Raw genomic sequence first — 23,701 nt, forward strand, 5'->3', positions numbered from 1 at the left:
CAGTCCCGCGCGTCAGTCCGGGAGTGAGTTGCTCAACCGTTCGGTGGCCGCGAGGTAGTCCTCGATGAACTCGCGGACCACCTCGCGGGCCGGTTTGACCTTGTTCATCAGTCCCACGCCCTGCCCGACGAAGTAGGTAGCCAGCGCCTGCGCGCCCGGATGCCCCTGGGCGGCAAGCACATCCACCCGGCGGATGATCGGCTCGGCCAGCATGTTCTGCAGCGGTAGCGGAAGAGTCGGGTGGCCGTCGGCATTGGGCTGCCAGGCGTCGGTCCACTCCGAGCGGAGCTGGCGGGCCGGCTTGCCCGTCCGCCCGGTGGAACGCACGGTGTCCCGCGAGGTCGCCTCCAGCATCTTCTGCACGGTGTGCGGCGCGGTCTCGGCTTCCTCGGTGGTCAGCCAGACCGACCCGGTCCAGGCCCCCGCGGCGCCCATCGCGACGGTCGCGGCCATCTGCCGTCCGGTGACGATGCCGCCGGCTGCCAGCACCGGGATGTCGCTACCCGCCTGTTCCAGCGTCTCCAGTACCTCCGGCACGAGCACCAGCGTCGACACCTCACCGCAGTGCCCACCGGCCTCGGTGCCCTGCGCGACGATCAGGTCGACCCCGGCCTGCACCTGCTTGAGGGCGTGCTCGCGGGCTCCCACCAGCGCCGCGACGGGAACCCCGCGCTCACGGCCCGCCTCGATCATGTAGTCCGGTGGCACCCCGAGCGCGTTGGCGATCAGCTTGATCGGGTGGCTCATCGCGACGTCCAACAGTTCGCGGCCGGTGTCGCCGGACAGCGAGGATCCACCGAAGCGCTGCTTCTCCTCGGGCTCGATGTCGTGATCGGCGAGCAGCTGCGCGACGAATTCGCGGTACTCGGCGGGGATGCGATCGGTGAGCTGTCCCCGCGACAGCTTCTCGCCCTTGCCCTCGAACTTCGCCGGCACGATGATGTCGGCGCCGTAGGGCTTGCCGCCGACCTGCTCGTCGATCCAGGACAGCTCCTGGTCCAGTTGCTCGGGGGTGTAGGCGGTGGCGCCCAGCACGCCGAAGCCCCCGGCGTTGGTCACCGCGGCCACCACGTCGCGGCAGTGGCTGAAGGCGAAGAGCGGGAAATCGATACCGAACTGCTCACAGATGGCGGGTTTCACCCCGTCAGTATTGCCACCGGTACTTGACGGGTGTCAAGTACCCCGGGGATCAGGGCAGCTCGAAGGGCAGTGTCACCCCGTCGTGGGCCAGGCAGTGCGTGCAGGCGCGTTCGGTCTCGACGGCCTCCAGCGCCTCGTGCACCAGCTTCTTGAACGGCACCAGGTTGCGCTCGAACTCGCCGAAGACGTCGACCGTCGTCACCCCCGAGCCGGCCTCGATCCCGGCGTCCAGGTCCGTAACCAAAGCAATTGCCGCATAACACATCTCAAGCTCACGGGCCAGCACCGCCTCCGGGTAACCGGTCATGTTCACCAGGGTGAAACCCTGATCGGCGAACCACCGGCTCTCCGCGCGGGTGGAGAACCGCGGGCCCTGGATCACCACCATGGTGCCGCCGTCGACCACACCCGGAAGCGCGGCGGCGGTGGACCGCAATGCCGGGCAGTACGGATCGGCGAAACCGACGTGGATGCCGCCGGAATCGAAGTACGTGTCGACGCGGCCGCGGGTGCGGTCGACCAACTGATCGGGCACGACGATCGACCCCGGGCCCAGTTCGGCCGTCAGACTGCCCACCGCGCACGGAGCCAGGATCCGCCGCACGCCCAGCGTGCGCAGCGCCCACATGTTGGCCCGATAGGGCACCGTGTGCGGCGAGTACTCGTGGTCGACCCCGTGCCGGGGCAGGAACGCGACCTCGTGCCCACCCACCTCGCCGACCGTGATCGGTGCGCTCGGCGCCCCATAGGGAGTGTCCACGGTGACGGCTCGGGCCTGCGGCCCGAAGAACGAATAGAACCCACTACCGCCGATGACGCCGAGCATGCAGTGTTATTCGCCCTTGTCGGGGTTCGCGGCGTCGGCCGCGACGTCGTCGGCCTCAGGGGCCCCGAATTCCGCGTCGAAGTCGTCGAAATCCTCGTTGGCCTTGCGGGCGCCGTCGGCGATCTCGAAGACATCGGTGGCCAGGCCGCCGATGACCGTCGCGACGTCCTTGACGGCCGTGGTGATGATCGAGGTGACCTGCCCGACCGTCGAGGCCACGGCCTCGACGGATTCCTGCAGCACGTCCTTGCCGATCTCGGTCTTGCTGAGCTGCTCCTTCATGACGCTCAGTGTAGGAGTCCGCGCGGGATGGCACCCGGTCAGCTCATACGATGGCCGTCGTGGCCAGTTTCGCGCAATGGATCGAAGGCGCCCGTCCCCGCACCCTGCCCAACGCCGTCGCCCCGGTGCTCGCCGGCACCGGCGCCGCCGCCTGGACGGGGTCGGCGGTGTGGTGGAAAGCGTTGCTGGCGCTGGCCGTATCGCTCGCACTGATCATCGGGGTGAACTACGCCAACGACTACTCCGACGGCATCCGCGGCACCGACGACGTGCGGTCGGGCCCGTTACGGCTGGTGGGTTCCAAGCTGGCGTCACCGCGGGCCGTGCTGACCGCGGCGGTCGTGAGCCTGGGCATCGGCGCGGTGGCCGGGCTCGTGCTCGCCGCGTTCAGCGCGCCGTGGCTGATCGCGGTCGGCGCCGTGTGCATCGCCGGCGCCTGGCTCTACACCGGTGGCAAGAAGCCCTACGGCTACCTCGGCCTGGGCGAGGTGGCCGTGTTCATCTTCTTCGGCCTGGTCGCGGTCCTGGGCGCGCAGTACACGCAGGCCCTGCGCGTCGACTGGGTCGGACTGGTCGCGGCGGTGGCCATGGGCTCGCTGTCCTCGGCCGTGCTGGTGGCCAACAACCTGCGCGACATCCCCACCGACACCGAGTCCGGCAAGATCACGCTGGCCGTGCGCCTCGGCGATGCCCGCACCCGCCTGCTGTATCAACTGCTGGTCGCCGTAGCCCTGGTGCTGCCCCTGGTGCTGATGCTCGCCACGCCGTGGTGTGCGGTCGGCCTGCTCGCGGTCGTACCGGCGGTGCGGGGACTGCGACCGGTACGTGACGGCAGCACGGGCGCCCAGCTGATCCCGGTGCTGCGCGACACCGGGCTGACCATGCTGGTGTGGGCCGTCGCGGTCTCGCTGGCCTTGTACCTGGGGTAACCCCTCCCCCGCCCAAACCCCTTCCCCGCCCGGAGCCGTTCGCCATTTTCCACGCCTGGGTCGTCGACCGTCGACAGCCACGACCCAGGCGTCGATCTCGGCGAACTCCGGCGAGCACAAACCACGCGTCACACCGCAGCGGTGCACTAACGTGACCGTCGGCCCGCAATGGCAACCACCGGGGGATGCGCATGACCACTTCGACCGAGGCGCACCAACCCGCACCGTCGGGGCGCGCCGAAACCCGGCGCGCCATCTGGAACACCATCCGGGGCTCGTCGGGCAACCTCGTCGAGTGGTACGACGTCTACGTCTACACCGTGTTCGCCACCTATTTCGAAGCGCAGTTCTTCGACCCGGCCGACAAGAACGCGACGATCTACGTCTACGCGATCTTCGCGGTCACGTTCCTCACCCGACCGGTCGGCTCCTGGTTCTTCGGCCGCTTCGCCGACCGCCGTGGCCGCCGCGCCGCACTGACGTTCAGCGTCTCGTTGATGGCGCTGTGCTCACTGGTGATCGCACTCGTGCCGTCGCGCGAAACCATCGGTGTCGCAGCGCCGATCATCCTGATCCTGTGCCGGTTGGTGCAGGGCTTCGCGACCGGCGGCGAGTACGGCACCTCGGCGACCTACATGTCCGAAGCCGCCACCCGGGAACGGCGCGGCTTCTTCTCCTCGTTCCAGTACGTGACGCTGGTCGGCGGTCACGTGCTGGCGCAGTTCACCCTGCTGATCATCCTGACGACGTTCAGCACCGAGCAGGTCCACGAATTCGGTTGGCGCATCGGTTTTGCCATCGGCGGCGTGGCCGCGATCGTGGTGTTCTGGTTGCGCCGCACGATGGACGAATCGCTGTCGGAGGAACAACTCGAAGCCATCCGGGAAGGCAAGGACAAGAGCTCGGGCTCGCTGAGCGAGCTGCTCACCCGGTACGCGAAACCTCTGCTGCTGTGCTTCCTGATCACCCTGGGCGGCACCGTCGCGTTCTACACGTACAGCGTCAACGCACCGGCGATCGTCAAGTCCACCTACAAGGACCAGGCCATGACGGCCACCTGGATCAACCTGATCGGGCTGATCTTCCTGATGGCGATCCAGCCGATCGGCGGCATGATCAGCGACCGGGTCGGCCGCAAACCGCTGCTCGTGTGGTTCGGTGTCGGCGGCGTGATCTACACCTACATCCTGATCACTTATCTGCCCCAGACGCATTCACCGATTCAGTCCTTCCTCCTGGTGGGGGTCGGGTACGTGATCCTGACCGGATACACCTCGATCAACGCGTTGGTGAAGTCGGAGCTGTTCCCCTCCCACGTGCGGGCACTGGGTGTGGGAGTCGGCTACGCACTGGCGAATTCGATGTTCGGCGGGACCGCACCGGTGATCTACAAGGCGCTCGAGCAGGGCGACCACGTGCCGTGGTTCATCACCTACGTCACGGTATGTATCGCCGTCTCGCTGGTGGTGTACGTGTTCTTCCTCAAGAACAAGACCGAAACCTACCTGGACCGGGAGAAGGGCGCGGCCTTCATCCGATAAGGCGCGAAAGGTCAGCCCTTCGGCGGCTCTTCGCCGCGCAACCGGGCCTGCAGCTGCTCACGGTCCTTGCGCCGCCGCTCGTCGACCGACGCGATGGACGCGGTCGCCCGCTCCCGCAACGGCCGGAACAACCAGATGCCCACCGGCAGCGCGATCACGATGGCGAACAGCAGCGCCACCACGACCGGGAAATCTGCGATGACCAATTGCCCCACCCCGTAGATCGCGGCGGCCAGCACGGCGACCAGCACCAGCCTGGCGATGAGGTAAACCACGACGTCGGTGACCATGCGGGAGGTCGAACCACTTCCTGACACGCTCCGAGCCTACCGACGACGCGTATATTCGGATCAAGGAGGTTTCGAGTGGCGTATCTACTCCTGCTCTTTGCCGCGGCAAGCCTGGTGTATCTCGGCTGGCGGCTGGCGCGGGTCTCTGGCAGTCAACCCAAAACCCGGGTGATCGGTCCCGACGACGACCCAGATTTCCTGCGTCGACTCGGGCACGGCGACAACCCCCGCAACTAGCGGGTCTCGGGCGTGCGGTTCGCCGAGCGACGTGCGCCGGCGAAGTCGGACGCCACCACCGCAGCCAGCTCGATCAGTGCCTCCCGGGTGCGGGGCTTGAGCCGGTCCAGGCTGATCTCGGCGCCCTCTTCCAGATGCGGGTCGAACGGCACCAGCCGCACCGCACGGCAGCGCCGGGAGAAGTGGTCCACCACCTTGGACAGATCCACCTTGCCCGAGCGTGGGCGCACCGCGTTGATCACCGCGATGGAGTTGCGCACCAGATCCTGATGCCCGTGGGCATCGAGCCAGTCCAGCGTCGCCGACGCACTACGCGCACCGTCCACCGAACCCGAGCTGATCACGACCAGTACGTCGGCCTTGGACAGCACCGCCGACATCGCCGAGTGCATCAAACCCGTTCCGCAGTCGGTGAGCACCAGGCTGTAGAACCGCTCCAACACCTCCAACGCGCGCAGATAGTCGTCGGAGCTGAACGCCTCGGAGACCGCGGGGTCGCTTTCGGAAGCGAGCACCTCCAGCCGGCTCGGCCCCTGTGAGGTGTACGCCCGCACGTCGCTGTAGCGCTCGATGCCTTCGGCGTCGCGCAGCAGGTGGCGCACCGTCGCAGCGGTCTCCAACGGCACCTTCTGGCTCAGCGTGCCCCGGTCGGGGTTGGCGTCCACCGCCACCACCCGGTCACCGCGGATCGAGGCGAACGTGGCACCCAAGGTCGCGGTGATCGTGGTCTTGCCCACGCCACCCTTCAGGGACATCACCGCGATCCGGTAGCAGCCCTGCAATGGCTGACTGACCTCGCCGAGCAGGGTGTTGTGATGGGTGGTCTTCGGGCTCTCGCCGACATTGATCTGCTTGAAGGACGCCACGTAGAGGGCCTTGCGCCAGCCCGAGGTGGGCGGGTTCTTGCGTTGGCCGAGCAGTGCGTCGGTGGACAGGTCGCGGTACGGCGTGGCGAAGTCTCCCGCGGCGGGTCGCGCATCCATTCCCGCGACCGGCGGTCCGGGCGCGACGGGATGTCCCGGCGCGGGGCCGGCGAAGATGCGGGCCGGCGGTCCGTCGAAACTGGCGGGTACCGGCGGGGCGGTGATCACCGGGATACCGTGCGGCGGTGTCGGGGCGGTCCACTCGGCGGGCAGCGGTGTGGAGACACCGGGCTCAGAGGGATTGCTGAACCGCTGCTGACCGCGGAATCCGGGTATCGGGGCGAACACCGACGGGACGAGCGGCGGCTCGGAGACCGGTGTGTCTGGTGCCGGTGTGTCTGGTGCCGGTTCGCCGGTGTCCTGCGGCGCAGGGTCCTGCGCTTCGGACGGCTCCACCACCGGCTCCACTACGGGCTCAGACACTGGCTCGGACACGAATTCCCCTCTTCTCCACACGCTTCCGTCCGGACCGCAGCCCCGCCCTTGGGGCGCACGGTCACCTCACCAATCCGACGGCGCCTAGCCGACCCCCGCATACGAATGCAGGCCCACCGTCACCAGGTTGATGAAGAACAAGTTGAAGACCATCGCGACGAAACCGACCACGTTGATCCAGGCCGACTTACGGTCCCGCCAACCCGCCGTGGAGCGCGCATGCAGATACGCCGCGTACACGACCCAGGCGATGAACGACACCGTCTCCTTGGGGTCCCAGCCCCAGTACCGGCCCCAAGCCTCCTCGGCCCAGATCGCGCCGAAGATCACGCCGAAACCGAAGATGGGGAACGCGAAGATCGTGGTGCGGTAGGCAATCCGGTCCAGCGTCTGCGCGTCGGGCAACCGCTGGATGATGCGCGCCACGGTGCCCTCCCGTCCCGGCTCCCCGAGCGGTGACATCTTGAGCAGGAACAGGATGCTGGCCACACCGGCCACCAGGAACACCCCGGAGCCCAGGCTCACCACCGACACATGGATGGGAAGCCAGTAGGACTGCAGCGCGGGCATCACGGGCGCGGCGTTGGAGTACAGCCAGCGTCCCGAGACCGTCAGCAGGATCAGCACCGGAACCAGGACGAACACCCACAGCGCGCGGTACTGCGGCTTGCGCAGCACCACCGCAGCCGCGATCAGGCCGCAGAAGCTGGTCAGGTTGATGAACTCGTACATGTTGCCCCACGGCACCCGCGAGGTGGCCAGACCACGCAACACGATGCAGAGGAACAGCATGCCGATGCCGACGTAGGTGAGCGCCAGGCCGGTCTGGCCGATGCGCTCATCCAACGTGCGTCGGGGTTGCTCGGCGACGACGCCGGGCGTGGCGCTGTCGGCGCCGACGGTGGCGCCGACCAGCTCACGCTCATCGACACGGCGGCCACGGCTGGAGGCGAGTTCGACGGCGAGCAGGATCAGCGCCCCGACCAGGACGACGACCGACGAGGTGAACGCCCAGTCTGAGTACCTGGCCAGCCCGATGTCGATGTGATCGGTATTCACTGCTGTTCCGCCTTCTCTCCTGCCGCCGGGTGCTCGTAGCCCTCCAACAACCGCATGGTCAGCTTCTCGAACTCATCGCCCCAGCCCGAGTTGTCGGTACGGGCCAGCCCGCCCAGCTCGACGTTCACCGTACCCGCAGTAGCGGGGTGAATTCGAACCCAGACGCGGCGCCGGCGCACCACCAGGGACACCAGCAACCCGGCCATCATGGACATCGCGAACACCAGCACCCAGATCTGGGCGGGGTCGTGTGAGACCTGCAGGTTGACGAACGGGACCGCGCCGTCGAAGCGGACCTTGGTGCCGTCATCGAGCCGGGTGTCCTGGCCTTTCACCAGGTTGACCCGGGCGGCCCTGGTCAGCTGTTTGCGATCGATCAACCGGGGATCGAGGGAGAACAACGACTGCGGCCGGCCGGTGTCCAGGCCGGTATCGCCGCGGTAGATGTCGATGGCCACCGCGGGGTCGTTGAGCGCAGGGAAACTCGACGACAGCAGGGTGCCTTCGAGTTGCTTGGTCGGCGCGAACAGGCCCTGGATGGCGATCTGGTGCTTGCGACGCTCGTCGGCGTCGGGGTAGGTGCCCGCCGGCGGGTCGATGCGCACCACCCCCGAGGACAGCAGCGTCATCTGCTCCTCGGGCCGCCACTGAATGGTCTGGCTGCGCTGTTGGCCGTCGGGGAACGTCACGGTGAACGACGGCGCATACCCGTGTCCCTGCAGGTAGACGCGGTCACCGCCGATGCGCAGCGGACGGTTGACCTCGAGGCGGTAGGGCTGCCAGGTGTTGGCGGCCAGATCGTCGCCGGACTGATAGTCGATATCGGCGGCGAACGACAGCGCCTGCCCGGTGGGCAGATAGTCCGCGTCGAAACTGTTGACCCGCAGGCAGATCGGGCTCAGCGAGGTGCCGTCGACGGTGTTGCCGGCCCGGAACGAGTCGAAGGCGGCCGGCGAGGCGGTGCAGAATCCGGGCCCTCCGTCGGCGATGACGATGACGTTGCCCTCGTAGCCGAACAGCTTGCCCGCGGCCACCGCCGCCAGCAGACCGAGCAGCGAGAAGTGGAACACGATGTTGCCGAACTCCCGCAGGTAGCCCTTCTCGGCCGAAATCTCAATGCCGGCATCGGTTTCCCGGGTGACCGTGCGCCAGCCCCTCAACCGTCGCGTGACGGTCTCGGCGACCTGGCCCGCCTGCGCGTTTACCTGCTCGGCATGGTGTTTGGGCAACCGGCCCAGGTTGCGCGGCGCGGGTACCGGCTGCGCCCGCAGGCTGTGGAAATGCTCGATGATCCGCGGTGTCAGGCAACCCACCAGCGAGATGAACAGCAGCACGTAGATGGCGGTGAACCAGAAGCTGGAAAACACGTCGAAGGCCTGCACGCGATCCAGCCACGGACCCAGCGTGGGGTGGGCCGCCAGATATTCGTCGACCTTGGACTCGTTGAGGCTGCGTTGCGGCAACAACGCCCCCGGGATCGCGCCCAGCGCCAGCAGGAACAGCAACACCAGCGCCGTGCCCATCGACGTCAGGGTCCGCCAGGTGTTCCGAACCGGCGCGAGCAGACGCTGCGGTACCCCGGGACGCGGTGTTACGGGTACCTCTGCGTCTGTTCGCGCAATGGACTCGGTCATATCGGCAGCCTCACATCACTGACGAAGGCGTCGCGCACCCACGACACGAACTCGTTCCACAGACCGGTCACCAGGGCGGTGCCGACCAAGATCAGCAGAATGCCGCCGAAGATCTGAATGGTCCGGGTGTGGCGGCGCAGCCAGGCCAGGCTCGTCACCGCCCGCGCCGAACCCAGCGCCAGCAGCACGAACGGGATACCCAGCCCGAAGCAGTAGGCCAGCACCAGCACCACCCCGCGCGCCACGGTGGCGCCGTCGGTGGCCGAGGCCACCGCGATCACCCCGGTCAGCGTCGGGCCCAGGCACGGGGTCCAGCCCAGCGCGAACACCGCACCCAGCAGCGGCGCCCCGGCCATCGTGGACCACTGCCGCGGGGCGAACCGGGCCTGACGCTGCAACGCCGGGACGAAGCCGACGAACACCAGACCCATCGCGATCGTGACGACACCGCCGATGCGTTGCAGCAGAACCTGATTGGCGATCAACGTGGTGGTCATCCCGAGGACGGCCACCGCACCGAGCAGGAACACCACGGTGAAACCTGCGACGAACAGGGCGGCCGCGCCGGCCACCCGCAACCGAGCGGTCTTGGTGGCCTGCTTCGTCAATCCGGCCTCGTCGGCCACCGGGGCTTCTTGGACCCCGACGACGGCGGCCAGATAGGACAGATAGCCGGGCACCAACGGCACCACGCACGGCGAAGCGAACGACACCAACCCGGCCAGCACACTGACCCCCAGCGCCAGCAGTACCGGTCCGGCGGCGGCGATCTCGGCGAATCCGGTCACTGCACAGGCCGTTCGGCTGCCAGGCGTTGCACGACCGGTTGCAGATCCTCGGCCAGCAGTTCACGCAGGAACACCGCGGCCACCCGGTGCTGACGATCCAGCACCACGGTCGACGGGATCACCGTGGTCGGGTACTTGCCGCCGAACGCGATCATGGTGCGCATCGCCGGGTCGTAGATGGACGGGAAGGTGACGTTGCGGTCGGTGACGAAATCGACTGCGGCCTCGCGATTGTTGTCCCGGACGTCGATGCCGAGAAACGCCACGCCCTGGTCGCGGGTCTCGGTGTACACCTTTTCCAACTCGCCGATCTCGGCCCGGCACGGCCCACACCACTGGCCCCACACGTTGATCACCACGACCTTGCCGGCGAAATCGTCCAACGAGATGGTCTTGGCCGGGTCGAGCAGGTCGGGGCCGCTCAATTCACCTGGGGTGCCGCGCTTTTCAGGAGGGTCATAGAAGATGTCGGTCTTACCGCCGGGTGCGACGAACTCGAAGGTGCCACCCTGGGCTACCGCGTCGTCACCCGTGGAACATCCGGTGAGCAGCACCAGCCCGGCCAGCACTGCCGCACCCACCCGGGCGACCCACGACGTCATTCAGATTCCCCAGGGCTCCGTGTAGCCCCATCGGATCAGCGTGTCGCCCTCGAAGGTGAACGACGTGATCGAGGACAGATTGCACAGCCGGCTGTGCGGCAACGGCAGGTGGGCCAGCTTGCGCCCGGTCATCGCCCGGCGCAGCGTCTCGACCGGAAGCTGATGGCTGACGCAGACCGCCTCGTGCCCGGCGGCCTTCTCGCGCGCCCGGTGCATGGCCGCCATCATCCGGGGTGCGATCTCGGCGTAGGGCTCACCCCACGAGGGCTTGGCGGGGTTGCGCAGCTTCGGCCAGTTCCTCGGGTCGCGCAGGGCGCCGTCGCCGGGGGCCACCCGCTCCCCCTCGAACATGTTCCACGACTCGATGAGGTCGCCGTCGGTGGCGATCGGCAGCTTGTGGCTTTCGGCGATCGGCGTGGCCGTCTCCTGCGCCCGCTCCAGCGGGGAGGCCACCACATGGACGACGTCCCTGCCGGCCAGCCAGTCGGCGGCGGCCCGGGCCTGGGCCTGGCCCCGCTCGGAGAGGTGATAGCCGGGCAGCCGGCCGTAGAGGACCTTCTCCGGGTTGAACACCTCGCCGTGACGCATCACGTGCACCGTCGTTCGTGTCACTGCTTGGCCTCCGCGGCGGCGCGGGCCGCTCCGGGCAGCGCGTCGGCGATGCGCTCGAACGCTTTGTCGTCCAATGCCGCTGAGACGAACCAGGTTTCGAACGCACTGCACGGCGGGTACACGCCAGCTTCCAGCAGGGCGTGGAAGAACGGCGGGAACCGCCAGGTTTCGGTGGCCTTGGCCGCGGCGAAGTCGTTGACCGGCTCGTCGGTGAAGAACACGCTGAGCATGCTGCCCGCGCGCTGCACCCGGTGCGCCACCCCGGCGTCCGTCAGCGCATCGGTGAACAGTCCGGCCAGCCGGTCGGCGTTGGCGTCCACCCGGGCGTAGGCGGCGGCGTCGGCGTTGCGCAGCGTGGCCAGGCCCGCCGCCATCGCCACCGGGTTCCCGGACAGGGTTCCGGCCTGATAGACCGGCCCCAGCGGGGCCAGGCGCCCCATCACCTCGGCACTGCCACCGAACGCCGCGGCGGGCAGGCCGCCGCTCATCACCTTGCCGTAAGTGAACAGGTCGGCGTCGACGGGATCCAGGCCGTACCAACCGGCACGGCTCACCCGGAAGCCCGTCATCACCTCGTCGAGGATCAACAGCGCACCGTGGGCGGCGGTGATCCGGCGCAATGCGGCGTTGAAGCCGGGCAGCGGCGGCACCGTGCCCATGTTGCCGGGGCTGGCTTCGGTGATGACACAAGCGATCTCGTCGCCGAACCGGCCGAAGATCTCTTCCACCGCGGCGACGTTGTTGTAGGGCAGCACGATGGTGTCGGCCGCGGCCGCACCGGTGACACCGGGCGAGGACGGCAGCCCCAGGGTGGCCACACCCGAACCGGCGTCGGCCAGCAGCGCATCGCTGTGCCCGTGATAGCAGCCGGAGAACTTGATGATCTTGGCGCGGCCGGTGTAGCCGCGGGCCAGCCGGATCGCGCTCATGGTGGCCTCGGTGCCGGAGTTGACCAGACGTAGCCGCTCGACGGGGGCCACCCGGTTGATGATCTCGGCGGCCAGTTCGGTCTCCGACGGGGTCGGGGCGCCGAAGCTCAGCCCGTTGACCGCCACCTTCTGCACGGCCTCGACAACCGCGGGATGGGCGTGGCCGAGCAGCGCCGGTCCCCACGAACAGACCAGGTCGACGTAGCGGTTGTCATCGGCATCGGTCAGCCAGTAGCCCTTGGCCGAGGTGATGAACCGCGGGGTGCCGCCGACCGAGCTGAAGGCACGCACCGGGGAGTTCACGCCACCGGGGATCACTGCGCAGGCGTCGGCGAACAGCTGGGCCGATCGCTCAGTCTGCTTTTCCACAGGCATGGCCACCAGTGTCCCAGCCGGTGCAAACCCGTCAACTACAGGGTGTAGTGGTCAGTATCACTTGACCACGTCACCCCACCGGCGTCAGCGCGAACACCGGGTGGTCGGCGTCGTCGGGCAGGTCGCGGAAGTAACCCTCCACCACCTTGCCGGCCAACGGACGGTAGGCCGCGATGATCGGCGCCCGCTGCTCGACCGGAACCTCGGCCGCGACGTAGCTGGACTTCCCCAACGTCACCTGCGGGTTGGCCCGGATATTGCGCACCCATGCCGATTCACCACGGGTGGAGACCAGGTACTTCACCCCGTCCACCTCGGGAACCACGACGGGGATCTGCTGTGGTTGCCTGCTGGTCCGGGTGGTGACGGTCAGGGTCTCGCTGTGGCCGATACCCGTGGCCATCGCGATCCGGTTGAACACCGTGCGGACGAACCACGGCGGTTTGAGATAGGCCATGACTTCAGTCTCGGCTCACTCGCCCGGCACGGCAAGATGGGGCGATGGTGCGATTCTCAGAACGCCGGGCACGGTTCAACCGACGCGTCACCAACCCGATCTTCCGGCCCCTGTCCGGGTACCTGCCGATCTGGTCGATCATCGAGCACACCGGGAGACGCAGCGGCGCGGTCTACCGCACGCCGGTGACGGTGTTCAGCACCGACGACGGAGTGGCGGTGCTGCTGCCTTACGGACGGCAACGAGACTGGGTGAAGAATCTGCAGCGCGCCGGTGGCGGCCGGGTGAAGTTCGAAGGGCGCACCTTCGCCGTGGATCAGCCCCGAATCGTGCCCACGACCGAGGCCCTGCCACATCTGAAGGCGCCGTGGCGCCAACTGCTGGGGTACGCCGGTGTCGAGCACACGCTGTTGCTCAAGCGAGCCGGCTGAAGTGGGTGACTGAAAATCCGGCCACAGTAGGTTGTGACCGCCGTCACGGCAGCGATTGAATGGGGCCATGCAACTCCCGCAATGGCTGGCCCGGTTCAATCGGCACGTAACCAACCCCATCCAGCGACTTTGGGCTGGATGGGCGCCCACATTCGGCATCCTCGAACACGTCGGCCGCAGGTCAGGCACGACATATCGGACTCCTCTGACCGTCTTCTCCACCGATACCGGTGTGGCGATCCTGCTGACCTACGGTCCCAACCGCGACTGGCTCAAGAACATCACCGCGGCAGGCGGTGCCGAGATGCGCCGCCACGGCCGGACCATCCGACTCGCCGATCCTCAAGTGGTGTCCAAGTCCGAGGCTGCACCCCACGTCAAGGGGCCGATGCGGCGGGTATTCCCCCGGCTGCCGTTCGAGCAGGCGGTGCTGCTGCGGCGGATCTGACGCCCACGGGCGCGTCACTGACCGCCGCCCCTCGACGCTCGGCGGTCAGCGGCCGTGAAGGAAGGCGATCAAATGGATCGGAGCCATCGAATTCGTGGCCGACTTCCGCACGGTCGGATGGGGACACGGCGGTTACAACGAGGACCACGAATACTACGGCTACCGCATGCCGATCTAGGCCCCCGGAGCCCGCCCATTGTGCTGATTCGAAGCGTCGACCGACCGCGGTACGGGGTGCGCGGGCTACCGTCGTAGCTAGACAACCTTCGGGTGACGACGTGATGGGACGCAGATGCAGAGACAATTGACCGACGCCGAGATCCTCAACGAGCTCGAGCCGGTTGCCGAAGAAGGCCTCAATCACCATTTGAAGGTCGCCAAGGAGTGGCATCCGCACGACTACGTTCCGTGGGACCTCGGCCGTAACTTCGCGGCGCTGGGCGGCGAAGACTGGGCACCGGAGCAGTCCGGGCTGTCCGAGGTCGCCAAGGTCGCGATGATCACCAACCTGCTCACCGAGGACAACCTGCCCTCCTATCACCGCGGGGCGGCCAATCACTTCTCACTCGACCGTGCCTGGGGTCACTGGGTCAACCAGTGGACTGCCGAGGAGAACCGCCACGGCATCGTCATCCGCGATTACCTCGTGGTCACCCGCGGAGTGGACCCCGTCGCCCTGGAGCGCATGCGCATGGAGCACATGCGCAACGGATACGACCCCGACGAGGAAGAGCGCGAGATCCACGAGCCAGGCCCGCTGATGATCTCGGCGTACGCCACCCTGCAGGAACTCGCAACCCGCGTCAGCCACCGCAACACCGGCAAGATCTGCGACGATCCGCTCGCCGAGTCGATGCTGCAGCGCGTCGCGACCGACGAGAACCTGCACATGGTGTTCTACCGCAACGTGTTCTCCGCCGGTTTCGACCTCGCCCCCGACCAGGCGATGGAGGCTGTGTGCGCCATCATCGAAGGCTTCCGGATGCCCGGGCGCGGAATGCCGAACTGGCGGCGCAACAGCGTGATCATGGCCAAGCACGGCATCTACGATCTGCGTCAGCACCTCGAAGAGGTCGTCATGCCCAACGTCAAGAAGTGGCGGATCTTCGAGCGCAACGACGTGACCGCGGTCGGCGAGAAGCGCCGCGAACAGTTGGCCACCTACCTGGAGGACCTCGAGAAGCAGGTTCTCAGGTTCGAGGAGCAACGGGACCGCATGCTGGCCCGCGAGGCCGCCAGGGCGGAGCGCTCCGCGTAAGTAGAGGCACCCGTCGAGTAGCTGCGGACGCGGCCGGTTAGCCCTGTTCACCTGGGGATACAAGGTCTACCGTTGATAGGTCACTACTGCGGCCGGCAGCAGGGCGCGGCATCTGTCCCATCGGTGGCAGGAGGTCACCATGAAGCGCCTACTCATCATCGGCTACGGCATCGCGAGCTATCTCCTGTTCGTCGTGTCCTTCCTCTATGCGATCGCCTTCGTCGGCAACTTCGTCGTGCCACGCACGGTCGATTCCGCCATCGCCGCACCCATCGCCGAGGCGGTGCTCGTCAACCTTCTGCTGCTGTCGGTGTTCGCCATTCAGCACAGCGTGATGGCCCGGCCGTGGTTCAAGGACCGATGGACGCGGATCGTCCCGCACGCCATCGAACGCAGCACCTACGTGTTGCTGTCCAGCCTCGCACTGCTCCTTCTGTACTGGCAGTGGCGTACCATGCCCGCGATCGTATGGAACGTGGAATCCACTGCGGGACGGGCGATTCTGTGGGCACTGTTCTGGGCAGGCTGGGCGACCGTGTTCGCCTCGACGTTCATGATCAACCACTTCGACCTGTTCGGGTTGCGGCAGGTGTGGCTGAACTGGCGCGGCCGGCCGTATCGCGAACTGGGGTTCCAGACAGTGATGTTCTACCGGGTGATTCGGCACCCGATCATGGCCGGGTTCATCGTCGCGTTCTGGGCCACCCCGACGATGACCGCGGGCCATCTGCTGTTCGCCGCCGTCAGCACCGCCTACATCCTGGTGGCGATCCAACTCGAAGAACGCGACCTGGTGGACCACCTGGGTGATCCGTACCTCAACTACCGGCGCCGGGTGGGGATGCTGGTTCCCGGACTGCACGCGGGCCACGACGCCCCCACGCCGAAGGTCAGACACCGGCCGGCATAGCGGCAGTTCAACGTGGCGTGGCGGTCGAAAACTGCCGACTGGCTTTTAATTTTTTCTACGGTATGGTCGGCCTCAGTGATTGTTTGCGAGTAAAAGGAGCAACGATGGCTGATAAGAGTCGCGCGCAAAAGAAACCGGCAATGTCGCTCAAAGAACGACGGGCAGCGAAACGGGACAAGGCCGCCGAGTCCGGCGAGATCATCTCCAGAAGGAAGCGGCCGGAACGCGCGTAGCCGCCTGCAGTGCAGGCTTTCTGGGTTTACCAGGCTCGGTGCGCGGTACCGCCGCGACCTGAAAACGGATCGTGACGGAATAGATTCGCACCGAAATTCCGCTATTTCTCGTGGTGATTTTTTGTCACCCGACCGCACGCCACATTATTCGATGACCGTGGATTGTCGTGCAAAAAATAATGCGCTATCACCGCATGCCAATTTCCGGAAAAATTCGAGAACGAGTGGTGATTTTGCGGTGGCACAACATGAGGCCGCCGGACCACAGGTGCTGATGTTCGGCTGGCTGACCGACGTGTCCAGGTCGATCGTCGCGGAGCTCGAACGCCACGGCATCGCGGTCCGGCACACACACCCGCCCGGTGTTCGGGTGCCCGGGTTCGCATTGAGTGCCGCGGAGATCGACTCGATCGAATCGGTGATCGCGATCTTCGACGGAGACTGGGTGGACTCCCGTTTCGGGGGCCGTCGGGTGTCGCGTCGGAGGTTACGCGCCGACGCGAACGAAGCATGCGAGTTGGCGACCGCAACGGCCCTCACCGTGGGGGCGCGTCGGGTCCTGTTGATCTGCGACGCCCGGCGGCTACCTCCTGGCCGCCGGGCGATCGCGCTGCAGTGGACCCGTGGCCTCACACACCGGATCAGCTACGAATGCCTGGTCAACGGATTGCCCGAACTCGTGGCCCGCTATGCGGTGCTCGACACCGACGACGTTCGCGACGTCGCGGATGCCGTCGTGACCTGGCAGCAGGGCGCCGCCGCCGATAATCGGCGGCGGTGGCCGCTGAACCCGGTGGTGGGCGGTACCGAGGTCACGCCTGCCAGTTCAGCACCTCGCCGGACCCCGCTGTCATGACGGTGCCCGGCATCACCCGCAGCCGGTAAGGAGTCAACCGCAGTGCCGCGAACTGATCCGAGGTCGGCCCGTTGCTCCATTGCGGGATGATGTGCGGGTCATAGCCCACCGGCGCCGGGCCGTTGGCGAAGCGGTCCCACACCTGCGTGCAGGTCTCGTCGTCGGTGTACCACTCCACGAGGCAGTCCGCCGCGCACGTGTCGTGGTTGGTAGTCCAGTAACTGACCGAGACATACGGATGCACCGCCAGATGCGCCCGCTTGACCGGGCTGGGCACGGTGGCGATCCACCCGAACAGATCGGTGCCGTCCCACTCCCAGATCGGATGCAGGATCCGACTGCGGGGTTGACCGTCGGCGTCGACCGTGGCCACCGACGCCCACACGATCTCGTGGGCCATCGTCACGAAAGTAGGCGCAATTCGTTCGAGCGGGGCCGCAGTCACACCAGCCACAGTAGGCATCGGCCAGACGATGGGGAGACGGGTTCGCGGTTACCGCTCGCCATCGCGCCGGCCGTAGATCGGTTTACCGTCGTCGTCCAGCCAGTCGTTGACAGCGGTGCCCGAGACCGTGCCAAGGCTGCCGGGCAGGGTGGCGGTCGGCCGGGACTCGTCATACGACTGCATGATCCGTTCGGCTTCTTTGTGGTGTTGTTCGGTGACAGGTGGCGGCTTCTCGGTACTCATACCTCACGGCTGCCCGGAAATACGCGCCGCCAAACAACACTTGGCGCCACCCGTCGATGGCAATCAGGCGGTGACGGTACGAACCGAGAGCGGCAGACTGGGCAGGAAATGGCGGGTGGCGAACGCCCGGATGTCCTCGGGGGTGTCGAGGGGTTCGACGCTGGGCAGCAGCAGGACCATCCCCGCGTAGCGCAGGATGGTGTCGGCCAGGTCGTTCACCGCCTGCTCGCCGATCCGGTCGGCGAACCCGGCCGGGAAGATCACCTTGAGCGCAGCAGCCATCCGCTCGATCGCCGCGCCGTAGTGGGTGTGCAGCATCTCCATGACCAGGGCCGGCTCGTCCGCGATCAGCTTGTTGAGGACATGATGACGACGGAACCGCAGGATCGACAACGTGAACGCCTCGACGTAGTAATTCGATTGCGGCCCGGCATTTTTCAATTCATGGGCGATATCGGAGAACAGCGCGACGTTCTCCCGCTCGATCACGGCGGCAACGAGTTCGTCACGGTTGGTGAATCGGCGATAGATCGTGGTGCGGCTGACCCCGGCCCGGCGCGCGACATCGTCGAGCGCGACGCGGCGCAGGCCGTGCCGCTCGAATTCGACGAGGGCCGCGTCCAGGATGCCCTGCACCGGATCAGCTTTGGGCATAGCCCTTTTGCGCAAATTTGTTGTAGCGCACGCTCATCGGAAGATGATCCCACACCCAGTTCACCGGAGCCGACCGCCACAACGCCGCGAATCGCTGGTAGTTGCGTTCCTGGCGGTCACTCCACGGCAGGTCGAGCAGGTCTCGGGCGCGCGGCGGCAGGCCTCCCGCGGTGAGGAAGGCCGCGGCCGGGTCGAACACCGTCGCGACCACGCGCCACACCGCCGGGTGAACACCCTTGGGGCACGGAAAGCCCTTGGTGACATAGCCGACGCCGTAGCGGGCGGACTTGTGCGGGACAGCCACCTCGTTCAGCATCCGGTCCCAGTACTGCTCGAACTCGGCGTAGGTGGCCGGCATCGGCCGATCGCTGACCCCGTAGCGGCGGTACCAGGTCTTGGACTCGGCGTAGATCTGCTCCTTCTCGGCGTCGCTGAGCCGCTTGACGAAGGTGTCGGCGAAGTAGAGGACCTGCTCGACGAAGGTGGCGTGCGCCCAGAAGTAGGTATCGGGATCCAGTGCGTGGTACCGCGATCCGTCCGGCATGTCGCCCTTGATGCCATGGTGGAAGTCGCGGACCTGGGTCCCGGTGTTGTCGTCCTCGGCGCCGTACACCGTGCGGTAGATCGGCGGCAGCGAGCGCTTGATCCGCGCCGAGGTGTCGGCGAAGAACACCGAATGGTCCAGCACGCCCTGGCCGAGCTCGGCCAGCATGTTCTGCAGGACGGCGGGCCGCGGCCCGATCAGGTACATCCGGTTGTCCCCGAAGTACTTCCAGACCAGCGATTGCGGTCCCAGGGGCAGGGCGTCGGTCTGCTGCGGCTGATCGGCCAGTTCGGTCATAGACACAGTGTTACAGATTTCGCACTTTGTACCAAGTGTTATGTGATCGGGGTCACCGAGTGGTGGGCGGCGTTATCGCCCCGTTGCCGCACCGTGTCGCGGGCTGAGACCCCTAGTTGGAATGATGCGCAGGTGACTTCGCTGACCCGCCGTGACGCACTGCGTCTAGGTATCACCGGTGCGGGTGCCGCGGGGCTGATGACGCTGGGCAGCCTGCTCAATCCGCCGCTGCCCCGCGCGTCTCCGGGCCCCAACCAAACGGGCCCGGCGGGCGCCCCGTTGCCGACCCGCGATTCGGGGTCGTTCACCTCCGCGGCCCGCGGCGGTGTGGAAACCAACTGGATCATCGCCCGCCCACCCGGCCAGCACGGCCCATTGCGTCCGGTGATCGCCTTGCACGGGATGGACAACGATGCCGCCGGCGTGATGAGCCTGGGCATCCCGGAAGCGCTGGCCCAACTGACCGCGGCCGGCCGGCCGCCGTTCGCGGTGGTCAGTGTGGACGGCGGCAACTCGTTCTGGCGCCGTCGGGCCTCCGGGGAGGACTCGGGGGCGATGGTGCTCAACGAGTTGATCCCGATGCTGGCCACCAAGGGCATCGACACCTCACGAGTGGCCTTCATGGGCTGGTCGATGGGCGGCTACGGCGCCATGCTGTTGGGTGCCAGACTGGGCGCCGCGCGCACCGCGGCGGTCTGCGCGATCAGCCCGGCGCTCTACCTCACGTACTGGGGCGCGCCGCCGGATGCCTTCGACAGCCTGGAAGACTGGCAGCAGAACTCAGCGCTGAGACTGCTACCGGCGCTGGGGTCGATCCCGCTGCGCATCGACTGCGGCACCGGGGACGGGTTTTACGCCGCGACCCGAATGTTCGTCAACCAACTGCCCAGGACCCCGGCCGTCGGTTTCTACCCCGGCGGCCACGATCAGGACTTCTGGCGCGCGCACCTGTCCGACGAGCTGGCCTGGCTCGATTCCTGAACCGCGCCTTGGGCTCTCACCCCCAGGTGAGCGGATCCAATGCGAGGTAGAACCGCAGCCGGTCCTCATCTACCGCCGCCGGATAGCCCGCGGCCAGACCTGCCGACGCGTCCGCGGCGAAGCCGGGAAAGGTGTCGGCGGTGTTGGCCAGCACCAACGCGAGGTCGGCGTGCCGGTCCGCGAGACCCAGCCGGCCCAGGTCGATGAAGCCCTCGACGGCGAGCCGGTCCGGGTCGATCAGGACGTTGGGCAGGCACAGGTCACCGTGGCACACCACCCGATCGGCGGCCTCCTGGCGGCGACGCCGGTCGGCCTCCCGTTCGACCCGCATCAGCAGCTCGGCAGGCGGGACGTCCTTGTCCTCGTCGGGCAGAAAGTCGGGGTTGACCGCGCCCGCGGCGACGACCGACCGGGCGAGCGACAGCATGCCGTCGAGGTCGCGCCCGTAGGGACAGTCGTCGATCGGGATGCCGTGCAGGTCGCGGATCGCCCGCACGACCGAGGGCCACGCCGTCCGTAGGTCTGCTTCCGCGAGCTGATCGGCCGCGACGCCGCCGATGGCACTGGTGACCAGGTACGCACCGCCATCCTCGCCGCCGCCGAAGTCGATCACGGCGGGGACCGGCAATCCCTGATCGTGCGCCCACGACACCCGGTCCCGCTCCGCGGCCAGATCGGCTGCCGTCGTCGGGCCGACCACTTTCGCGTAACGGGAACCGTCGGCACTGCGGAACACCCGGGCGCCGGATTCACCCGCTGTGACGGGCTCCCAGTCGGTCACAGGCGTCAGCGGCGCAACCGGGCGACACCCAACACGATCAGCACGCCCGCCAGACCCGCCAGCACCAAGGCCAGCACCAGCAGCGGCGCCGAGTAACTGACGGCCGTCGTAGTCGGCTCACCCTCCAGCACGGGCGCCACCTCGATCGTCGTCGCGGCCGCGACCCAGCTCAGCACACAGCCCACCGCCGCAACGGCGGCAACCACGAACTCCAGGACGGCCCGCGGTTTCACGGAGTGCGCTCCTCGACCAACGGCGTCAGCGCTTCCCGCAGCTTCCGGTGCTTGCGCGCCCAGGCCTGGGCCCCACGGTTGCCGGTGAGTTTCAGCCCGATGCCGGTGCGGCCCCGCGGTATCCCGGACAATTCGCCGAGGGCGCGATCGGACTCCCATTTCGGCGACTCCGAACGCTCTGCTTCGGGGAAGATCTTCACGATCTCGTCGATCCGCAGGATCTCGGCGCCCTGTCGCAGGGTTTCGGCGGTCAACTCGACCGAGGTGTGGATGCGCGCGGCCTTGATCTGGATGGCCACGAATGCCGACACCAAGACCAGGAACAGGATCGGAATCCACAGATCGTGACCGTATCCGCCGGTCATCTGCAGAATCGCCATGCCGCCCCCTGCGAACGGACCCAACAGCAGCCAGGCCCAACTGGCGCCCTGCTCGTAGAACAGCACGTCAGCGGCAACCTTGTTCACCGGTTCACTCTCCATGATCACCCCTTCGCAACGGTGCAGCGCTCAAGCCGGTTCCTACGATCAGCAACAGCAGCGCCAGCAGCGTGAGGATGTGCACCGGAGCCAGCCTGAGCGTCGCCATCAACCCGACCACCACCACGATCGCCATCGACAGTGCAACGGCGGCGCGACGATGTCGCACACTGCCCGAACGGCTGCGGCCCGCCAGGTACGCCATCCCGGCACCGGCCAGCGACGTGAGCACACCCACGGCGCGGAACAGGGTGCTCTCGGCGCTGGGCCACGACACCGAGGCCGCGATCAGTCCACCGACGATCAACAACACAGCACCGACCAACCAACAACTGAACGCGATGGTCGCGCGGCGCGACGCCGCGGATGGGGACGCCGGAGATGAGGACATTGTCGGGAAGCCTAGCGAAATCAACGCACGAAGAAGCCGTCGGCGTCCTTGCGGTACAGCAGGTACAGCCCGCCCGCGATCAGCACGGACCCGACGATCGCGGTGAGTGCGTAGCCCACCGCCGCCGCGGCCTGACGTTCACCGGTCAGCAGGCTGCTGATCGCGTGCAGGGCCGAGACGAGTCCGCCGCTGGTCAGCAGGGTGCGGGCCCAGCGATACCCCTGGCGCATCAAGATCAGGAACGCCACCACGATCGAGGACAACACCACCAGGAACATCGCCGAGAAGACGACGGTCATGGACCGTTGCACGCCGCCACCGGATCCGGTCAGCACGTCGATCAGGTACCCGACCACCATGAGCACCAACGCGGCCGCCCACAACCAGAATCCCGTGTCGACGTCCTCGGGACGTCCGGTGGGGCTCGGTTGCTGACCGGTCACGCGAGCCAGCCGGCCACGTCGGCCGCCCAATAGGTCAGCACGATGTCGGCACCGGCCCGCCGGATTCCGGTCAGGGATTCCAGGGCGGCCGCCTGCAGATCGATCCAGCCATTGGCCGCGGCAGCACAGATCATCGAGTACTCACCCGAAATCTGGTACGCGGCAACGGGTACCGGTGAAATATCAGCGGCGGCGCGCACCACATCCAGGTAACTCATCGCAGGCTTGACCATCACGATGTCGGCACCCTCGTCGATGTCGAGTTCGACCTCGTGCACGGCTTCGCGGATATTGCCCGGATCCTGTTGGTAGGTACGCCGATCGCCCTGCAAACTCGACGAGACCGCTTCCCGGAACGGGCCGTAGAACGCCGAGGCGAACTTGGCCGCATACGCCAGGATCGCGACATCGGTGTGTCCGGCCGTATCGAGCCCGTCGCGGATGGCGGCCACCTGACCGTCCATCATGCCGCTGGGACCCACCACGTGGGCACCCGACTCCGCTTGTGCCACAGCAAGTTCGGTGTAGCGCACATTGGTCGCGTCGTTGTCGACCCGACCCGCGGCGTCCAGCACGCCGCAGTGTCCGTGGTCGGTGAACTCGTCGAGGCAGGTGTCGGCCATCAGCACGGTGGCATCACCGAGATCCTTGGCCAGATCACGCAGCGCCACGTTGAGGATGCCGTCCGGATCGGTACCGATGCTGCCGACGGCGTCCTTGTCCTCGTCGCGGGGCACCCCGAACAGCATCAGCCCGCCCACACCGGCCGCCACCGCATCCGCGGCCGCCTGCCGTAGCGAGTCCCTGGTGTGTTGCACCACGCCGGGCATGGAACTGATGGCCCGCGGCTCCGACAGACCGTCGGCGACGAACATCGGCAGCACCAGATGGCGCGGCTCCAAAGAGGTCTGGGCCACCAGGCGGCGCATCGCAGGTGTCGAGCGCAGACGACGGGGACGATGCCGTGGATAGGACACTGCGGGGCCTCCTTCTGCGCTTCTCCGCGAAACGGTAT

General features: G+C 67.2%; 32 protein-coding genes. 10 read left to right on the plus strand and 22 right to left on the minus strand.

What is annotated here, in order from left to right; all coding sequences use genetic code 11:
* Positions 1-12 precede the first annotated feature (12 nt).
* From G6N44_RS13340 to G6N44_RS13350, 3 genes are read right to left on the minus strand one after another with little or no spacing between them, the layout of a single operon-like run.
* Positions 13-1,140: an NAD(P)H-dependent flavin oxidoreductase gene (locus G6N44_RS13340; protein WP_163664669.1), complete on the minus strand. Its 1,128-nt coding sequence runs from the start codon at positions 1,138-1,140 to the stop codon at positions 13-15.
* Between the two features lie 49 nt (positions 1,141-1,189).
* Positions 1,190-1,966: an S-methyl-5'-thioadenosine phosphorylase gene (locus tag G6N44_RS13345; protein WP_163664672.1), complete on the minus strand. Its 777-nt coding sequence runs from the start codon at positions 1,964-1,966 to the stop codon at positions 1,190-1,192.
* Between the two features lie 6 nt (positions 1,967-1,972).
* Positions 1,973-2,248, minus strand: coding sequence for a hypothetical protein (locus G6N44_RS13350; RefSeq protein WP_163664674.1), 276 nt, complete (start codon positions 2,246-2,248; stop codon positions 1,973-1,975).
* Positions 2,249-2,307: 59 nt separating this feature from the next.
* Between G6N44_RS13350 and G6N44_RS13355 the strand changes: the two genes are divergently transcribed.
* On the plus strand, positions 2,308-3,177 hold the full coding sequence (locus G6N44_RS13355; protein ID WP_163664676.1) for a 1,4-dihydroxy-2-naphthoate polyprenyltransferase: 870 nt from the start codon (positions 2,308-2,310) through the stop codon (positions 3,175-3,177).
* A 191-nt stretch (positions 3,178-3,368) separates the two neighbouring features.
* A complete protein-coding gene (locus G6N44_RS13360; RefSeq protein WP_163664678.1) occupies positions 3,369-4,718 on the plus strand; it encodes an MFS transporter in 1,350 nt (449 codons plus the stop codon).
* A gap of 11 nt (positions 4,719-4,729) precedes the next feature.
* On the opposite strand, the gene G6N44_RS13365 is transcribed toward G6N44_RS13360, so the two are convergent.
* A complete protein-coding gene (locus G6N44_RS13365; RefSeq protein WP_163669902.1) occupies positions 4,730-5,008 on the minus strand; it encodes a DUF4229 domain-containing protein in 279 nt (92 codons plus the stop codon).
* Between the two features lie 75 nt (positions 5,009-5,083).
* Here G6N44_RS13365 and G6N44_RS29065 point away from each other — a divergent pair, with 75 nt between their 5' ends.
* The gene (locus G6N44_RS29065; RefSeq protein ID WP_170309396.1) at positions 5,084-5,245 is read left to right on the plus strand and encodes a hypothetical protein; all 162 of its coding nucleotides are present in this window, start codon (positions 5,084-5,086) and stop codon (positions 5,243-5,245) included.
* Here the strand turns inward: G6N44_RS29065 and G6N44_RS13370 are convergent.
* From G6N44_RS13370 to G6N44_RS13405, 8 genes are all read right to left on the minus strand, one after another.
* Positions 5,242-6,624: a MinD/ParA family ATP-binding protein gene (locus tag G6N44_RS13370; protein WP_372508258.1), complete on the minus strand. Its 1,383-nt coding sequence runs from the start codon at positions 6,622-6,624 to the stop codon at positions 5,242-5,244. The two genes, G6N44_RS29065 and G6N44_RS13370, sit on opposite strands and share 4 nt — an antisense overlap.
* A gap of 63 nt (positions 6,625-6,687) precedes the next feature.
* Positions 6,688-7,662: a c-type cytochrome biogenesis protein CcsB gene (ccsB, locus tag G6N44_RS13375; protein WP_163664680.1), complete on the minus strand. Its 975-nt coding sequence runs from the start codon at positions 7,660-7,662 to the stop codon at positions 6,688-6,690.
* Positions 7,659-9,296 carry a cytochrome c biogenesis protein ResB gene (gene resB, locus G6N44_RS13380; protein WP_163664682.1) on the minus strand — a complete coding sequence of 546 codons (1,638 nt, stop codon included), beginning with the start codon at positions 9,294-9,296 and terminating at the stop codon, positions 7,659-7,661. Before resB ends, ccsB begins: the two co-directional genes overlap by 4 nt.
* Entirely contained in the window at positions 9,293-10,084 is a 792-nt protein-coding gene (locus G6N44_RS13385) for a cytochrome c biogenesis CcdA family protein (RefSeq protein WP_163664684.1), read from the minus strand. Before G6N44_RS13385 ends, resB begins: the two co-directional genes overlap by 4 nt.
* Positions 10,081-10,686: a TlpA disulfide reductase family protein gene (locus G6N44_RS13390; RefSeq protein WP_163664686.1), complete on the minus strand. Its 606-nt coding sequence runs from the start codon at positions 10,684-10,686 to the stop codon at positions 10,081-10,083. Before G6N44_RS13390 ends, G6N44_RS13385 begins: the two co-directional genes overlap by 4 nt.
* Positions 10,687-11,274, minus strand: coding sequence for a histidine phosphatase family protein (locus G6N44_RS13395; RefSeq protein ID WP_163669905.1), 588 nt, complete (start codon positions 11,272-11,274; stop codon positions 10,687-10,689).
* Between the two features lie 20 nt (positions 11,275-11,294).
* Positions 11,295-12,602 carry a glutamate-1-semialdehyde 2,1-aminomutase gene (gene hemL / locus G6N44_RS13400; RefSeq protein WP_163664688.1) on the minus strand — a complete coding sequence of 436 codons (1,308 nt, stop codon included), beginning with the start codon at positions 12,600-12,602 and terminating at the stop codon, positions 11,295-11,297.
* 70 nt (positions 12,603-12,672) lie between these two features.
* Positions 12,673-13,059, minus strand: a complete 387-nt coding sequence (locus G6N44_RS13405; protein ID WP_163664690.1) for a nitroreductase/quinone reductase family protein — start codon at positions 13,057-13,059, stop codon at positions 12,673-12,675.
* Positions 13,060-13,103: 44 nt separating this feature from the next.
* On the opposite strand from G6N44_RS13405, the gene G6N44_RS13410 reads away from it, so the two are divergent.
* The 6 genes from G6N44_RS13410 (at position 13,104) to G6N44_RS13430 (ending at position 17,195) form a co-directional block, all read left to right on the plus strand.
* Positions 13,104-13,490 (plus strand): nitroreductase family deazaflavin-dependent oxidoreductase, encoded by a 387-nt coding sequence (locus G6N44_RS13410; protein WP_179964521.1) that lies wholly within the window; start codon positions 13,104-13,106, stop codon positions 13,488-13,490.
* Positions 13,491-13,557: 67 nt separating this feature from the next.
* Positions 13,558-13,938, plus strand: a complete 381-nt coding sequence (locus G6N44_RS13415) for a nitroreductase family deazaflavin-dependent oxidoreductase (RefSeq protein ID WP_163664692.1) — start codon at positions 13,558-13,560, stop codon at positions 13,936-13,938.
* A gap of 292 nt (positions 13,939-14,230) precedes the next feature.
* Positions 14,231-15,196 carry an acyl-ACP desaturase gene (locus G6N44_RS13420; protein WP_163664694.1) on the plus strand — a complete coding sequence of 322 codons (966 nt, stop codon included), beginning with the start codon at positions 14,231-14,233 and terminating at the stop codon, positions 15,194-15,196.
* A gap of 139 nt (positions 15,197-15,335) precedes the next feature.
* On the plus strand, positions 15,336-16,106 hold the full coding sequence (mddA, locus tag G6N44_RS13425) for a methanethiol S-methyltransferase (protein ID WP_163664696.1): 771 nt from the start codon (positions 15,336-15,338) through the stop codon (positions 16,104-16,106).
* Between the two features lie 104 nt (positions 16,107-16,210).
* Positions 16,211-16,339 carry a hypothetical protein gene (locus G6N44_RS29690; protein WP_264033086.1) on the plus strand — a complete coding sequence of 43 codons (129 nt, stop codon included), beginning with the start codon at positions 16,211-16,213 and terminating at the stop codon, positions 16,337-16,339.
* Between the two features lie 238 nt (positions 16,340-16,577).
* Positions 16,578-17,195 (plus strand): hypothetical protein, encoded by a 618-nt coding sequence (locus G6N44_RS13430; RefSeq protein ID WP_163664698.1) that lies wholly within the window; start codon positions 16,578-16,580, stop codon positions 17,193-17,195.
* On the opposite strand, the gene G6N44_RS13435 is transcribed toward G6N44_RS13430, so the two are convergent.
* From G6N44_RS13435 to G6N44_RS13450, 4 genes are all read right to left on the minus strand, one after another.
* Positions 17,152-17,595, minus strand: coding sequence for a pyridoxamine 5'-phosphate oxidase family protein (locus G6N44_RS13435; RefSeq protein WP_179964578.1), 444 nt, complete (start codon positions 17,593-17,595; stop codon positions 17,152-17,154). The two genes, G6N44_RS13430 and G6N44_RS13435, sit on opposite strands and share 44 nt — an antisense overlap.
* Positions 17,596-17,688: 93 nt before the next feature.
* Positions 17,689-17,883: a hypothetical protein gene (locus tag G6N44_RS13440; protein WP_163664702.1), complete on the minus strand. Its 195-nt coding sequence runs from the start codon at positions 17,881-17,883 to the stop codon at positions 17,689-17,691.
* 63 nt (positions 17,884-17,946) lie between these two features.
* Positions 17,947-18,537 (minus strand): TetR/AcrR family transcriptional regulator, encoded by a 591-nt coding sequence (locus tag G6N44_RS13445; RefSeq protein ID WP_163664704.1) that lies wholly within the window; start codon positions 18,535-18,537, stop codon positions 17,947-17,949.
* Positions 18,524-19,378: an oxygenase MpaB family protein gene (locus G6N44_RS13450; protein ID WP_163664706.1), complete on the minus strand. Its 855-nt coding sequence runs from the start codon at positions 19,376-19,378 to the stop codon at positions 18,524-18,526. Before G6N44_RS13450 ends, G6N44_RS13445 begins: the two co-directional genes overlap by 14 nt.
* A 132-nt stretch (positions 19,379-19,510) precedes the next feature.
* Here G6N44_RS13450 and G6N44_RS13455 point away from each other — a divergent pair, with 132 nt between their 5' ends.
* Positions 19,511-20,359: an alpha/beta hydrolase gene (locus G6N44_RS13455; protein WP_163664708.1), complete on the plus strand. Its 849-nt coding sequence runs from the start codon at positions 19,511-19,513 to the stop codon at positions 20,357-20,359.
* 16 nt (positions 20,360-20,375) lie between these two features.
* Here the strand turns inward: G6N44_RS13455 and G6N44_RS13460 are convergent, their stop codons facing one another.
* From G6N44_RS13460 to hemB, 6 genes are read right to left on the minus strand one after another with little or no spacing between them, the layout of a single operon-like run.
* On the minus strand, positions 20,376-21,149 hold the full coding sequence (locus G6N44_RS13460; protein ID WP_163669907.1) for an APH(3'') family aminoglycoside O-phosphotransferase: 774 nt from the start codon (positions 21,147-21,149) through the stop codon (positions 20,376-20,378).
* Positions 21,146-21,373: a hypothetical protein gene (locus G6N44_RS13465; protein WP_163664711.1), complete on the minus strand. Its 228-nt coding sequence runs from the start codon at positions 21,371-21,373 to the stop codon at positions 21,146-21,148. Before G6N44_RS13465 ends, G6N44_RS13460 begins: the two co-directional genes overlap by 4 nt.
* Positions 21,370-21,855 (minus strand): transport-regulating membrane protein Mce1N, encoded by a 486-nt coding sequence (locus G6N44_RS13470; RefSeq protein WP_163664713.1) that lies wholly within the window; start codon positions 21,853-21,855, stop codon positions 21,370-21,372. Before G6N44_RS13470 ends, G6N44_RS13465 begins: the two co-directional genes overlap by 4 nt.
* On the minus strand, positions 21,845-22,243 hold the full coding sequence (locus tag G6N44_RS13475; protein ID WP_163664715.1) for a hypothetical protein: 399 nt from the start codon (positions 22,241-22,243) through the stop codon (positions 21,845-21,847). The genes G6N44_RS13470 and G6N44_RS13475 overlap by 11 nt, the downstream gene beginning before the upstream one ends.
* Before the next feature lie 20 nt (positions 22,244-22,263).
* Entirely contained in the window at positions 22,264-22,686 is a 423-nt protein-coding gene (locus G6N44_RS13480; protein WP_163664719.1) for a hypothetical protein, read from the minus strand.
* Positions 22,683-23,663, minus strand: coding sequence for a porphobilinogen synthase (hemB, locus tag G6N44_RS13485; protein WP_163664721.1), 981 nt, complete (start codon positions 23,661-23,663; stop codon positions 22,683-22,685). The genes G6N44_RS13480 and hemB overlap by 4 nt, the downstream gene beginning before the upstream one ends.
* Positions 23,664-23,701 lie beyond the last annotated feature (38 nt).

It is taken from the genome of Mycolicibacterium alvei (genome assembly GCF_010727325.1).
Lineage (GTDB): Bacteria > Actinomycetota > Actinomycetes > Mycobacteriales > Mycobacteriaceae > Mycobacterium > Mycobacterium alvei.

Bases quoted from the DNA above. Each gene is read 5' to 3' on its own strand.
- G6N44_RS13450 (WP_163664706.1), bottom strand. From the start codon at position 19,378: ATGACCGAACTGGCCGATCAGCCGCAGCAGACCGACGCCCTGCCCCTG.
- G6N44_RS13420 (WP_163664694.1), top strand. From the start codon at position 14,231: ATGCAGAGACAATTGACCGACGCCGAGATCCTCAACGAGCTCGAGCCG.
- G6N44_RS13345 (WP_163664672.1), bottom strand. From the start codon at position 1,966: ATGCTCGGCGTCATCGGCGGTAGTGGGTTCTATTCGTTCTTCGGGCCG.
- G6N44_RS13390 (WP_163664686.1), bottom strand. From the start codon at position 10,686: ATGACGTCGTGGGTCGCCCGGGTGGGTGCGGCAGTGCTGGCCGGGCTG.
- G6N44_RS13350 (WP_163664674.1), bottom strand. From the start codon at position 2,248: ATGAAGGAGCAGCTCAGCAAGACCGAGATCGGCAAGGACGTGCTGCAG.
- G6N44_RS13405 (WP_163664690.1), bottom strand. From the start codon at position 13,059: ATGGCCTATCTCAAACCGCCGTGGTTCGTCCGCACGGTGTTCAACCGG.
- mddA (WP_163664696.1), top strand. From the start codon at position 15,336: ATGAAGCGCCTACTCATCATCGGCTACGGCATCGCGAGCTATCTCCTG.
- G6N44_RS13440 (WP_163664702.1), bottom strand. From the start codon at position 17,883: ATGAGTACCGAGAAGCCGCCACCTGTCACCGAACAACACCACAAAGAA.
- G6N44_RS13395 (WP_163669905.1), bottom strand. From the start codon at position 11,274: ATGCGTCACGGCGAGGTGTTCAACCCGGAGAAGGTCCTCTACGGCCGG.
- G6N44_RS13415 (WP_163664692.1), top strand. From the start codon at position 13,558: ATGCAACTCCCGCAATGGCTGGCCCGGTTCAATCGGCACGTAACCAAC.
- G6N44_RS13360 (WP_163664678.1), top strand. From the start codon at position 3,369: ATGACCACTTCGACCGAGGCGCACCAACCCGCACCGTCGGGGCGCGCC.
- G6N44_RS13365 (WP_163669902.1), bottom strand. From the start codon at position 5,008: ATGGTCACCGACGTCGTGGTTTACCTCATCGCCAGGCTGGTGCTGGTC.
- G6N44_RS13435 (WP_179964578.1), bottom strand. From the start codon at position 17,595: ATGGCCCACGAGATCGTGTGGGCGTCGGTGGCCACGGTCGACGCCGAC.
- G6N44_RS29690 (WP_264033086.1), top strand. From the start codon at position 16,211: ATGGCTGATAAGAGTCGCGCGCAAAAGAAACCGGCAATGTCGCTCAAA.
- G6N44_RS13445 (WP_163664704.1), bottom strand. From the start codon at position 18,537: ATGCCCAAAGCTGATCCGGTGCAGGGCATCCTGGACGCGGCCCTCGTC.
- G6N44_RS13410 (WP_179964521.1), top strand. From the start codon at position 13,104: ATGGTGCGATTCTCAGAACGCCGGGCACGGTTCAACCGACGCGTCACC.
- G6N44_RS13470 (WP_163664713.1), bottom strand. From the start codon at position 21,855: ATGGAGAGTGAACCGGTGAACAAGGTTGCCGCTGACGTGCTGTTCTAC.
- resB (WP_163664682.1), bottom strand. From the start codon at position 9,296: ATGACCGAGTCCATTGCGCGAACAGACGCAGAGGTACCCGTAACACCG.
- hemL (WP_163664688.1), bottom strand. From the start codon at position 12,602: ATGCCTGTGGAAAAGCAGACTGAGCGATCGGCCCAGCTGTTCGCCGAC.
- G6N44_RS13475 (WP_163664715.1), bottom strand. From the start codon at position 22,243: ATGTCCTCATCTCCGGCGTCCCCATCCGCGGCGTCGCGCCGCGCGACC.